We start from the raw sequence: 11046 nt of genomic DNA, 5'->3' as shown, positions 1-11046 counted from the left end.
AATTACTGAAATACTACCGGAAAAGGAGCTGAATAAAAAATTCTTCAGCGGGCAATTTTAGATGTAAAGCCAACTGTTTTCCCAGAAAGGCCCCTAAAAATGTTTCCCCTAAAAGGCGCAAAAGGATATCGCGATTTTCTGGACTAGACTTAGAAATAATTTCTTCCAGATACTCAGACACCAAAATAATTTCCCTGATTTTTTCAAACCCTAAAAATAAAATTGCTCTTGAAACAGTTATTATTTCCACCCCTGAAGGGTTATAAAAGCTGGAGTTGGCAAGTTTTATTACCTTATTGGTGAGACCGTAATCCTTTAAAATATGGGCAGCTAAATCCTGTAAGGATATTTCTTCTATATCTTCAAGAGTTTCTAATAAACTGAGGGCTACATAGCTACAAGGGAGTTCCTTTTCTGCTAGAAGCTCTTTTAATTTTGACCAATTTATTTGAGAGATATCACTTGTATTACCAGTTCTCATCATCTAAGTTTTATCGGAAAGATCTTAGAAAAATTTAGCAAAAAAGTGGGAAAAGAATCTACGGCCAGGTTAATAGCTACTGGTTTTGGGTTGGGTTGTCTTCCAAAAGCTCCAGGCACCTGGGGTTCATTGGGGGCGGTAGGCCTTATGGCTTTAACAGGGCCTATCTTTCATCCAGCCCTTCAAAGCCTCCTGGCGGTAATTTTCTTTTTAACAGGCATCTGGGCCGCGGAAATTTATATTCAAAATACAAAAGACAAAGACCCTTCTGAAGTGGTCATTGACGAAATAGCCGGCCAATGGATTGCTCTTATCTCTTTTGATATAACTCTTGTTAACCTGCTATTAGGCTTTCTTCTTTTCAGGCTTTTTGATATCTGGAAGCCTTTACCTATTCGCCTGGGAGAAAAACTTCCTGGAGGGCTTGGTATTATGATGGATGACGTTTTAGCCGGAATAGCTGCCCATCTTTGCCTAAAGCTTATCAATCAATTTCTTCTATCTTAAGCCCTTCAAGATGGAATAGAGCCGTTGTTACCCCCATTACCGGAGTCAAACCACAGGAAGGACTCCTGGCCTTACAAAAGACCTGGTTTATCTTTAAAATTTTGGCTATTTTGAGGCTCTCGTAGGCGCCTTTAATAAAGGCCTGGGTAACATCAAGGCCATCTTTAGTTATAACTTTAGCCTTTCCTTCAAGCACGGCCAGACCATCTCCACCGTAGAGGTCAGCAGGAGGCCTGGGAGTACTCAATCCGCCGAGTTGTTCCGGACAAAAGGGCACTAAAATATATCTTTGGGCCAGGGTTTTTATTATCTCGGCTTCTTTAGAAGTTCCATCGTAGCGGGTAGAAAGGCCTAAAAGGCAAGCAGAAACCAGGACAGGAATCATATCAAGTTATAATGACTGAAGGTTCGTCTTTTTTTCTGGCTTCAATATGGCCAATCTCAAAGACTTCCTCTTCCATGCCTTCAAGGATGAGTTTTATGTCCTGAAGTTTTTCAGGGGAAACAATAAGCACCATCCCTATCCCGCAGTTAAACGTTTGAAACATTTCTTCTTCAGGTATTTGCCCCTTTTCTTGAAGGAAAGAGAAAATTGCCGGCCGCGGCCAGGCGTTTTTATTAATAACGGCCTTACAGCCTTTTGGTAACACACGGGGAATATTGTCGTAAAAACCTCCTCCGGTAATATGGGCAAGGCCTTTTAATCTGAAACCCTGCCTTAAAAGACCTAAAACCGGACGCACATAGATTTTAGTGGGCCTCAAAAGTTCCTCAGCTAAAGGTTTATCAAGGCCTTCAGGGATAGCATCCAAAGAGAGCTTTAATTCTTCAAAAAGAATTTTACGCACCAGGGAAAAACCATTGCTGTGGAGCCCATTTGAGGAAAGCCCCAAGAGAATATCCCCTACGGCTATTTCGGAGCCATCTATAATTTCATCCCGATCAACCACCCCTACCGTAAAGCCTACACAGTCATAATCCCCTTCGGCATACATGCCAGGCATCTCTGCTGTTTCACCACCTATAAGGGCACAGTCAGCCTCTTTACAACCCTCGGTAATCCCTTCAATTAGCTCCAGGGCTACTTTTTCATTAATCTTACCAAAAGCAAGGTAGTCAAGAAAAAACATAGGGGCAGCCCCGGTGACGATAATATCGTTTACACACATGGCCACGAGATCTATGCCAATACCCCGGTGTTTCCCGACAGCCACGGCTACTTTAATCTTGGTGCCGACTCCATCGGTGGAGGATACCAAGACAGGATTTTTATAGCGGTCAGTATTAAGGGCAAAAAGCCCGGCAAAACCGCCTATCTCTGTTAAAACTCCACGACGAAAAGTAGTAGCCGCCAGTTTTTTTATCTTACTAACCAGCTTGTCAGCGGCTTCTATATCAACCCCGGCTTCTGCGTAACGTTTGGCTTTAGTAGGCATAGAGTTTTCCGTAAGGACGATGTGTTTTTGGTTTTATCTTAAAAAATTTCTCCTTCCAAATTTCTTCTAAATCAAAATTCAGGTCTTTAGCGTATTCAATAAGGATATTTTCAAGTGTAGCTTTATCTTTATCGTCTATTTCTTCAATTTTTAAAACCGGGCTAATCTGGGTCTCAGGAAGATGCCCCCTTACATAAATTACCCCGCCGTGCATACCTGTGCCCAAAAACATGCCAGCTAGAGGACGTTCAGGGTAGCGAGAATTTAGACCCAAAAGGACGATTATCCCCCCAGCCATATATTCTCCAAGAAAATCTCCAGCTTTACCACCGATAACAAGAACCGGTATTTTGTCCATATAGGATTTCATGTGGATACCAACCCGATAACCTACATCAGAGGCTATAAAAATTTTCCCACCGCGCATGGCATAGCCCACTACATCACCGGCCATACCTTCCACGATGATTTTCCCTTCGTCCATGGTATTTCCGGCTCCATCCTGGGTGTTACCGTGAACTCTTATACGCGGGCCGCGCATAAAAGCGCCAAGATCAAGGCCAGGAACTCCATAGACGTCTATGTCAACTTCAGCCGAAACTCCCGCAGCCAAATAACGATGACCATTTACATGTTTTATGACAAGATGCTTGGCACCTTCGGCAATGGCCTTACGAATCTGCTGATTTAATTCCCGGTAATGTAAATCTTTGGCGTCAATTTCAAAAACCATAACAAACTCCTTACGCCTCTTCCTCTTCTTCGGTTTCTTCTTCCTCTACCAGGGAGATACGGCAAACAGGCGATGAAATCTGAAAAGGCTCACCACGCAAATAACTCCGTTGATTGGGGATGGTATCGGGTTCAAGTTCTACAATTACTGGCTCTCCAGCTTTAGGACACCAGACTTCGTCAGGGTCAGGACAAATGGCCCTAATAGCCGCTTCTTCACTGGCCATGTAATAAAAATCACCTTTTTTAGCGGCTACTAAGGGTCTAAGTTTTACTCGATCGTTTAGGCCCACCAGCCCGCCGTTATAGGCAAAAAGAATGGCAAAAGGCCCGTTAAGCATGGCCGGGCCATAAACCGCACGAATAGCGGTACAAACACTTCTCTCAGGCTCTTCCATGCGGTCTATTTCTTCCCAGAATGGTGGGGCCAGGGCCATACAGGCAAGTTCTATGGGCAGGCCATGCCGTCTGATAAGAAGATCCAGAAGATAGGCTACAACTTCGGTATCAGTAAGAAGTGTACAATGATAGCCAAACATTTCCAGGTACCGACGATTAGTCCCATAACTTGAGATTTCGCCGTTATGCACTATGGACCAGTCTAGAATGGTAAAGGGGTGGGCGCCTCCCCACCAGCCCGGAGTGTTAGTAGGGAAACGATTATGAGCTGTCCAGATATAGGCTGAGTATTCGTCAAGTCGGAAAAATTCGGCTATCTGGTCAGGAAAGCCTACCCCTTTAAAGGCCCCCATATTACGGCCAGAAGAAATAATGTAGGCCCCTGGCACATCACGGTTTATCTTCATTACCAGACGGACCATATAATCGTCTTCGTCAGGGGTGCCTTCACATATCTCGCGCAGGTCTCCTTCATAACGAGGTTTAACAAAGTAACGGTAAAAACGTGGAGGTGAAGTAATTCCCGGAACAGGACGAGTGGGAATTTTTTCCTGATGGACCAGATAACACTTATGGGCAAGTATTTCTTCTACCTCTTTCAAGGCCTTTTTGGTGTCAGCCATTACGTGCAGGCAGTAGTGCTCGGCAAACTCTGGATATATGCCATAGGCCGCGTAACCTGCTCCAAGACCATTCCCTCGGTCCATCTGGCAACAGATGGACTCTATGATCACTTCGCCTTTAATGAGTTCACCTTTGCGGTTAATAACCCCTGATAAACCACAACCAGAAATTTCTTTGTTAGGAATAAATATCTCCATATCTATTCTCCCGCGTGTTTTACACCCAGGATTCTGAGTTCAACTTCGTTAAGCCCTACGGCCCGCAGTTTATCACGGTTACCTCGAAGGCTTTCAATAGAGTTAAGCCCCATAGCCCCTAAAAGTTCCTGAATTTCATGAGCCCAGCCATGAACCAGGTTATATATCTTTTCGTAAGCGGTGTCAGGGTCAAGGCGTTTGATGAGCTCCGGGTTATTAGTAGCTATACCCCAGGGACACTTACCGGTAAAACAGCGGCCACACATAGTGCAACCCACGGCGATTAAGGCCGGTGTGCCGATATAGACAGCATCTGCCCCCAGGGCTATGGCTTTAACCACGTCGGCACTACAGCGAATACCGCCAGAAACAATGAGCGAGGCCCAGTGACGAATGCCTTCCTGGCGAAGCCTTTCATCAACTGCCGCCAGAGCCAGCTCAATGGGAATACCCACGTAATCTCTAAACATAGTGGGCGCTGCCCCGGTGCCACCGCGCAGACCACAAAGGACGACGGCATCAGCCCCAGCGCGCACGATACCAGAAGCAATGGCCGGAGCATTGTGTACCGCGGCGATTTTCACAAACACAAGCTTCTTATACTCTGTGGCCTCTTTGAGGGCGTATATCAAGCCGCGCAAGTCTTCAATGGAGTAAATATCGTGATGGGGGGCCGGAGAGATAGCATCAGAACCCACAGGGATCATACGGGTTTTAGAAATTTCTTCAGTAACCTTTTCACCTGGTAGATGGCCACCAATGCCCGGCTTGGCCCCCTGGCCAATCTTAATTTCAATAGCCACCCCAGCGTTTAAGTAATCCACATGCAGGCCAAAACGCCCAGAGGCGCACTGAACAACAGTATTTGAGCCATATTCATAAAGGGAGGCGTGAAGCCCGCCTTCACCGGTGTTGTAAAGAGTTCCTAAGTCTTTAGCCGCTCGGGCCAGCCCCTGATGGACATGCAGGCTTATGGCCCCGTAAGACATGGCAGCAAACATGATGGGCACTTCCAACTTGATCCACGGACCAGGCTTTTGTTTAAGATGATATTTTCCGTTTTCAAGCACTACTTCCACTTTATCAGGTTTGGGCCCAAGATAGGTGCGAAGTTCCATGGGCTCGCGTAGAGGATCTATAGGAGGATTCGTTACCTGACAGGCGTCTAATACCAGGTGATCCCAGTAATTACGGAAAGGAACCGCACAGCCTGTAGCCGACAAAAGCACTCCGCCTGTGTCTGCCTGTTTATATACATTTTTTATAAACCACGGCTTCCAGGTATCATGTTCACGAAACCGGCTGGGATGATGTTTGATAACAATAGCTCCTGTGGGGCAGGTGGCTTCACAGCGATGACAACCGACACACTTGGAATGATCTTCGGTGAGTGTTTCCCTTTTATCGTCCCAGCCGTGAGCTTCGTAGGTACACTCGCGAATACAGAGCTTACATTTGATACATTTATCCCAGTCTCGCTCAATATAAAAATCGGGATAAAGCTTGCTGAATTGGACCTTTTTTCTTTTTGGCTTGGCTTTAGTCTCTTTTTGGGGGTTCACTTCGTCCTCCCAATCATCAAGTGTGTTGGCAAACTTACAAAAAATGTTAAAAAAATTCAAGTTCTATCTAAATTTTTCTTATGCTAGCATAAAAAGTGGAGATAACAAAAATGCCCCAGGTCCTTTTAATAAGCAAAAAAGGGGTTTCTATTCCAGCCCGTCTCAAAGAAAGCCTTTTTCGGGTATTTAAGGCTTACGGAATAGAAGTTATTGAGAAACTCAAGCCAGAACACCAGGTAATAGCGGTAGTGGTCTTTGGAGGAGATGGGACTTTCCTGCGGGCTGCCCCCATTGCCTACAAATTTGATGTCCCTCTTCTGGGAGTAAATTTAGGAAGGCTCGGATTTCTCACAGAAATAACCGAAGATGAGGCAGAAAAGGCCTTTGAAGCCCTGGCCAAAGGAACATATGAAATAGAAGAACGTTTGGTGCTACAAGTTTTTAGAGGGGCTGAAGAGTATATAGCCTTAAACGAAGTGGCTATAATCAAAGGGCCTCTTGGCCTCATGATTCATATAAAAGTTGACTGTGAAGGTAGCCTTTTAAGTGTTTACCACGGAGACGGTTTAATTATCTCTACCCCCACAGGCTCAACCGCCTACAATCTTTCTGCAGGTGGGCCTATTGTTCATCCCCAGAGTGACAATTTTATTTTAACTCCTATTTGCCCTTTTATGCTTAGTGCCAGGCCAATCGTTATTCCTGCCAACAAGGACTTATCAGCAAAACTTCTCTATGAAGCCGAAGAAGTTCACACTATTATTGACGGACACATTAATTTTATTCTTTCCCATGAAGATGAACTAAAAATCAAAAAAGCGCCGAGGACCTTGAAACTGATAAAGTCCCCGACGCGAGACTACTTTGAAATTTTGAGAATCAAACTCGGCTGGGCCGAACTCAAGGTTTAAACCGTTTCTTCTTTTTTTATCTTGGCCAAAAGTCTCTCTTTTTCTTTTTCCATGGCTTCTTTGCCAGCTTCTATAGCTTCACGCAAAGTGGATGTCTTCTCTTCCAGCACTTCTTTACTTTTAACTACCACCTCTTCGGCCTTTTCTTTTAATTCTTCTTTTAGTTCCTCAGTCTTTTCCTCAAGTTTAGACTTAACTTCTTCGGCCTTTTCTTCAAGCTCTTCCTTGGTGGATATAAGCTTTAAGCGGGCTTCTTCCGCTGCCATGCGAGCTTTTTCGCGAAGTTCTTCTGTGGTTTCTTTTAACTCTTCTCTTATTTCTCGGCCAGGTTTAGGGGCTAAGAAAAGGGCTAAGCCTGCCCCTACTACTCCTCCAAGAAAAAAAGAAGCGGCTACCGTAGTAAAAGAAAACCTTTTTTCTTCCATATTATCTCACCTCCTGGGGTATTTTCTTTTTAAAAGTTTTTAAGGCCACTTGAAGACCTTTGGCTACTGCCGCTACTTCTATTGCGGCCTCAGCCACGTTTTTTGATATAATTTCTGCCACCAAACGGCTGGCCTTTCCTGTTTCTTCTACCGCTTTAAATAACTCTTCGGTCTTGGCCACTTTTAACTTTATATCCTCCACAATCTGGTTTAATTCTCTGACCAAGATTTCTACCTCATTTATTACTTCTGGAATATCTTTTTCTACCCGCTCGGTTGTTTTCTCAAAAAATGTGCCGACTTTTCCGACTGTTTCTTTGAGTTCATCAGCTACATCTCTCAAAATTTCTTGCAAATCAGATAAAAGTTCTTTTATAGCTGGCGGAAGGATAGAGACTTCGTCAGCTAAACGGTCTATACGTTTGGCCAGATGACCAACGTTATCTAAAGTTTCTCGGGCATTAACTAGAACAGGCTTAACTTCTAGCTCAACATCACGCAAGAGATTTAAGGTGTCTGAAAGAGTGCGGTCCACTTCATTTAAGGTATTTTTCAGCCGAGAAATAAAGCTTAACAAAAAGATAACCAGGATAACAAAAAAAGCTGCTGCAACTATCCCTGCCAGATAAAGCCCTTGTTGCAGATCCATTTTAGCCCCCTTTTCTTGGAATAAATTGTTTCAGGGCGGTTTGTTTTTAAGTTAAGCCCAACCTCAATATAAAGCAAGGAAAAGTTGACGAATTTTAAACTTTGGGATCTATTCTCCTGACAAAATTTACAAGATCAAAATCTTTATCCGAAGAAAGTAGATATTTTAAGTTATATTTTTCCATAATAGCCAAAATCAAAGCATCATTACCAAAAAGTCCATACTTTTCCATAAATAAAGGAAGCTTTTGAACTTCCTTAAAAGATATTTCCTTAACGTCAATTTTTAATTGAGTTATAAATCCAGCAACTTTTTGCACATCTTTTGCTAATATTTTCATTTTTTCTTTGTCTCTTTTTATTTTCTCAAGTATATTTGCCTTTAATCCAAGTTTTGTTCTAGCTGAAATCATCATCACTTTAAAGCATACTTCGTCAACAATTCTTATAGTCGTAATAAGTGTCAGATAATTCTTTTCAGCTAGTTGAAATATATTTTTGGTAAGTTCGTTACTTTGCCCGGTAAAAAAGTAAATAAAAGCATTAGCATCAACCATAACTTTCTTTCTATAAAGCTTTTTTATTTCCACGTAAAACTATACCTCTTCGTAAAAGATTTCTTCTGATTCAGCTATCTTTTCAACAAAGTTTTTGTCATCTTCACTGATCTCTAAAAAGGCAAAGTACTTTTCAGTAATATTAAATTCTTCTCTTTTTTTGAGAATTTCAAAAGCTTTTTGCTGTACTTCTTTATAAGATGGTATTGTGCCTTTTTCTGCCAATAATATGTTAAAAGCTTCTTTTAAGATAGGTTTAAGGTAGTCAGGAGTTTTCACCCTTCTATGCTCACCTTTTCTATTAGCGGCACGGCGATTTTTAGGTTTTAACCCCATTTCTTCTTTGATCTGGGCAATATAACAGGTTTTTATTGCTCGTGGACTACTAATTTTTTTCACTTGAGTCCCCCTATTTTTATTTTCGTTTCTCTTTGTGACACTCCTTACACCGACAGTGTCTATATCCCTGGGATTCACCTTTCGTTCTATCCCGGGGAAACTCTTCTAAAGGCTTCCATTCTCTACAAGTTGGGCACATCTTTCCTTCTTTTCCGTCTCTTTCTTCAATCATAATCACACTCCTAAATTTAGATCTGATTTTAGTATAGAACAAAAAATTAGTCTGTCAATTTTTAGACTATCAAAAATTTCTTTTGCTAAACATCATAAAGTTGACGAATTTTAAAACCTATAGTAGCTAAGCACCTGTCATGAACGAAATAAAACCTTTTTATGGCTGGCGATATAATCTGGAAAAGGTTCGTTTAGAAGATGTCCTGGCCCCTCCTTATGACGTGGTCTCTCCTGAAGAGCAGGAAAACTATCTTAAAAAGAGCCCTTATAATGTTTTTCACCTGGAACTTGGAGAAATACTTTCCACTGATAATCAAGATGAAAACCGCTACACCCGGGCCAGGGAATTCTGGAATCGCTGGCGCCAAGAAGGCATACTCATTCGTGAAGAAAAGCCTTCAATTTACCTATATCTCCTTCATTTTGAGTGGGAAGGGAAACTGTTAACCAGAAGGGGCTTCATAAGCCTGGTGCGTTTGGCTCCCTGGAAAAGCAAGAAAATTCTCCCTCACGAAAAGACCTTTGATAAAGTTACTGAGGACCGACTAAAACTCTTAAGGGCTACTCACGCCCAGTTTAGCCAGATATTTTGCCTCTACCATGACAAGGCTTTGACAAGCCTCAAAGTGCTAGAAAAAGAAGCAAAGCCACTTTGCCGGGCAAAAGACCCTCAGGGTTTTACCCATGAACTTCTCCAGGTTAATGACGAAGAAGCCATAAAAACAGTTCAACAAACTATCGCCCAGGGGCCGCTTTACATTGCTGACGGGCACCATCGCTACACCACCGCCCTGCGCTTCATGAAAGAGATGGAAGAAAAATATGGCGCCAATCCGCCACGATGTTTCCATTACATGATGATGTATCTCTGTCCTTTTGAAGAACCAGGTCTTTTGGTGCTCCCCACTCACCGGCTTTTAACCCTTTCTCTTTCTCTCACAGATATTGAACAAAAACTTAAATCTTGGGGCCAAATTTCCCAAATAGATGTACCTACTGAAAAACTTGCCGTTTATGTAAACGAGCTTAAGCCACACCAATTTGTATTTATAAACAATGGGAAAGCTTATCTATTTGAGCTGGAAGCAGAAAAAGTCCAAAAAGCAAAAGAAGTATTTCCTGCCCCTGTAGCCAAACTACCTGTATCTCTTTTCACCTGGGTAATGAAAGAAGCTTTAGGGATTGACGAAGCTGCCCTTAAAGTTCAGGGCAAGGCTCGCTTTATCCCCTGGGCAAATGAAGTTATCAGCAAAGCAAAAGGGAATACCTTTGGTTTTCTCCTGGCTCCCACTCCAGTGTTGGCCTTAGAAGAAGTATCTCAGGCGGGAACAGTAATGCCTCACAAATCTACATATTTTCATCCCAAGATATTAACTGGCACGGTATTTTTTGAAATCTCGCCTGAAAAAGGCCCACCCTGTTAGGTGAAAGACGCAGAAGTTTTAGCCAGATTGTTGGCTAATCTCGCTGAGACCTGGCAAAAATATGGGCGTCTTCTAAAAGAGGACCTAGAGATCAACTCCTACCTGGAAAAGCACCAAAAAGCCTTTGTCCGGGTCCAAAAAATTATGCAAAAAACAGGTGCTGCCCTATTTTGTCAGGAATGCGGCCAGGCCGCTCTTTCTTGCTGTGGTAAAGGTATGGAATTTGAGTGTGAAGAAGCCCTTCTTTTAGCCAATCTAGTGTTAGGCGTAAAAATACCTTCTTCGCGGCACCTGGCTAAGGGCTGTTTTTTTCTCGGGCCAAACGGCTGTGTTTTAAAAGTACGACCTTTGATTTGTCGTAACTTTATCTGTCCTGAATTAAAAGATGCCCTTGGACTTTCTAAGATTAGGCAAATTCAGGATGCCTTTGACGAAGAAGCTTTTTATCTCTTCCAACTGCTTGAACGCATCAAAACAATCCTAACAGAACAAACTTAATTTTTTCTTTTTTTATTTCTAGACTTATGCTATCTTGTTTTGAGAGGGATGCTAAGGCCCACCTAACCTTAG

Annotated in this window: 15 protein-coding genes; 4 read left to right on the top strand and 11 right to left on the bottom strand. The window is 42.8% G+C overall.

Translation table 11 applies throughout. From position 1 onward, the window contains the following. Window positions 1-13: 13 nt before the first annotated feature. Window positions 14-484, bottom strand: coding sequence for an HDOD domain-containing protein (locus tag TH606_RS06915; protein WP_082863556.1), 471 nt, complete (start codon window positions 482-484; stop codon window positions 14-16). A gap of 42 nt (window positions 485-526) precedes the next feature. On the opposite strand from TH606_RS06915, the gene TH606_RS06910 reads away from it, so the two are divergent. Next, entirely contained in the window at window positions 527-988 is a 462-nt protein-coding gene (locus TH606_RS06910; protein WP_068542315.1) for a phosphatidylglycerophosphatase A family protein, read from the top strand. Here the strand turns inward: TH606_RS06910 and TH606_RS06905 are convergent. From TH606_RS06905 to TH606_RS06885, 5 genes are read right to left on the bottom strand one after another with little or no spacing between them, the layout of a single operon-like run. Further along, window positions 966-1373: a DUF523 domain-containing protein gene (locus TH606_RS06905; protein WP_068542311.1), complete on the bottom strand. Its 408-nt coding sequence runs from the start codon at window positions 1371-1373 to the stop codon at window positions 966-968. The two genes, TH606_RS06910 and TH606_RS06905, sit on opposite strands and share 23 nt — an antisense overlap. A 1-nt stretch (window position 1374) precedes the next feature. Beyond that, on the bottom strand, window positions 1375-2424 hold the full coding sequence (gene purM / locus TH606_RS06900) for a phosphoribosylformylglycinamidine cyclo-ligase (protein ID WP_068542310.1): 1050 nt from the start codon (window positions 2422-2424) through the stop codon (window positions 1375-1377). Next, entirely contained in the window at window positions 2414-3157 is a 744-nt protein-coding gene (locus TH606_RS06895; RefSeq protein WP_068542308.1) for a GltB/FmdC/FwdC-like GXGXG domain-containing protein, read from the bottom strand. The genes purM and TH606_RS06895 overlap by 11 nt, the downstream gene beginning before the upstream one ends. Before the next feature lie 10 nt (window positions 3158-3167). Next, entirely contained in the window at window positions 3168-4376 is a 1209-nt protein-coding gene (locus tag TH606_RS06890; protein ID WP_068542306.1) for a class II glutamine amidotransferase, read from the bottom strand. Window positions 4377-4378: 2 nt separating this feature from the next. Then, on the bottom strand, window positions 4379-5938 hold the full coding sequence (locus TH606_RS06885) for a glutamate synthase-related protein (RefSeq protein ID WP_068542304.1): 1560 nt from the start codon (window positions 5936-5938) through the stop codon (window positions 4379-4381). Between the two features lie 110 nt (window positions 5939-6048). Here TH606_RS06885 and TH606_RS06880 point away from each other — a divergent pair, with 110 nt between their 5' ends. Beyond that, complete coding sequence (locus TH606_RS06880; RefSeq protein WP_068542302.1) at window positions 6049-6849, top strand: NAD(+)/NADH kinase; 801 nt, start codon at window positions 6049-6051, stop codon at window positions 6847-6849. Here TH606_RS06880 and TH606_RS06875 read toward each other — a convergent pair. The 5 genes from TH606_RS06875 to TH606_RS11520 form a co-directional block, all read right to left on the bottom strand. Continuing rightward, the gene (locus tag TH606_RS06875) at window positions 6846-7274 is read right to left on the bottom strand and encodes a YtxH domain-containing protein (RefSeq protein WP_068542300.1); all 429 of its coding nucleotides are present in this window, start codon (window positions 7272-7274) and stop codon (window positions 6846-6848) included. The genes TH606_RS06880 and TH606_RS06875 overlap by 4 nt on opposite strands. Before the next feature lies 1 nt (window position 7275). Beyond that, entirely contained in the window at window positions 7276-7923 is a 648-nt protein-coding gene (locus TH606_RS06870; RefSeq protein ID WP_068542299.1) for a DUF948 domain-containing protein, read from the bottom strand. A 94-nt stretch (window positions 7924-8017) separates the two neighbouring features. Continuing rightward, window positions 8018-8512 (bottom strand): type II toxin-antitoxin system VapC family toxin, encoded by a 495-nt coding sequence (locus TH606_RS06865; RefSeq protein ID WP_068542298.1) that lies wholly within the window; start codon window positions 8510-8512, stop codon window positions 8018-8020. A 6-nt stretch (window positions 8513-8518) separates the two neighbouring features. Further along, window positions 8519-8878, bottom strand: coding sequence for a hypothetical protein (locus TH606_RS06860; protein ID WP_068542297.1), 360 nt, complete (start codon window positions 8876-8878; stop codon window positions 8519-8521). Between the two features lie 16 nt (window positions 8879-8894). Beyond that, window positions 8895-9050, bottom strand: coding sequence for a hypothetical protein (locus TH606_RS11520; RefSeq protein WP_157627883.1), 156 nt, complete (start codon window positions 9048-9050; stop codon window positions 8895-8897). Between the two features lie 139 nt (window positions 9051-9189). On the opposite strand from TH606_RS11520, the gene TH606_RS06855 reads away from it, so the two are divergent. Next, entirely contained in the window at window positions 9190-10476 is a 1287-nt protein-coding gene (locus TH606_RS06855) for a DUF1015 domain-containing protein (RefSeq protein ID WP_068542296.1), read from the top strand. After that, the gene (locus tag TH606_RS06850; RefSeq protein WP_068542295.1) at window positions 10477-10974 is read left to right on the top strand and encodes a hypothetical protein; all 498 of its coding nucleotides are present in this window, start codon (window positions 10477-10479) and stop codon (window positions 10972-10974) included. It begins immediately after the preceding gene. Window positions 10975-11046: the final 72 nt, after the last annotated feature.

This window comes from Thermodesulfatator autotrophicus, assembly GCF_001642325.1.
In the GTDB taxonomy this organism is placed as follows: Bacteria; Desulfobacterota; Thermodesulfobacteria; order Thermodesulfobacteriales; family Thermodesulfatatoraceae; genus Thermodesulfatator; species Thermodesulfatator autotrophicus.
This window is presented reverse-complemented; position numbering and strand designations above follow the sequence as displayed.

Coding starts and splice junctions, on each gene's coding strand:
- TH606_RS06875 (WP_068542300.1), bottom strand. CDS start 7,274: ATGGAAGAAAAAAGGTTTTCTTTTACTACGGTAGCCGCTTCTTTTTTT.
- TH606_RS06895 (WP_068542308.1), bottom strand. CDS start 3,157: ATGGTTTTTGAAATTGACGCCAAAGATTTACATTACCGGGAATTAAAT.
- TH606_RS06905 (WP_068542311.1), bottom strand. CDS start 1,373: ATGATTCCTGTCCTGGTTTCTGCTTGCCTTTTAGGCCTTTCTACCCGC.
- TH606_RS06890 (WP_068542306.1), bottom strand. CDS start 4,376: ATGGAGATATTTATTCCTAACAAAGAAATTTCTGGTTGTGGTTTATCA.
- TH606_RS06855 (WP_068542296.1), top strand. CDS start 9,190: ATGAACGAAATAAAACCTTTTTATGGCTGGCGATATAATCTGGAAAAG.
- TH606_RS11520 (WP_157627883.1), bottom strand. CDS start 9,050: ATGATTGAAGAAAGAGACGGAAAAGAAGGAAAGATGTGCCCAACTTGT.
- purM (WP_068542310.1), bottom strand. CDS start 2,424: ATGCCTACTAAAGCCAAACGTTACGCAGAAGCCGGGGTTGATATAGAA.
- TH606_RS06880 (WP_068542302.1), top strand. CDS start 6,049: ATGCCCCAGGTCCTTTTAATAAGCAAAAAAGGGGTTTCTATTCCAGCC.
- TH606_RS06870 (WP_068542299.1), bottom strand. CDS start 7,923: ATGGATCTGCAACAAGGGCTTTATCTGGCAGGGATAGTTGCAGCAGCT.
- TH606_RS06915 (WP_082863556.1), bottom strand. CDS start 484: ATGATGAGAACTGGTAATACAAGTGATATCTCTCAAATAAATTGGTCA.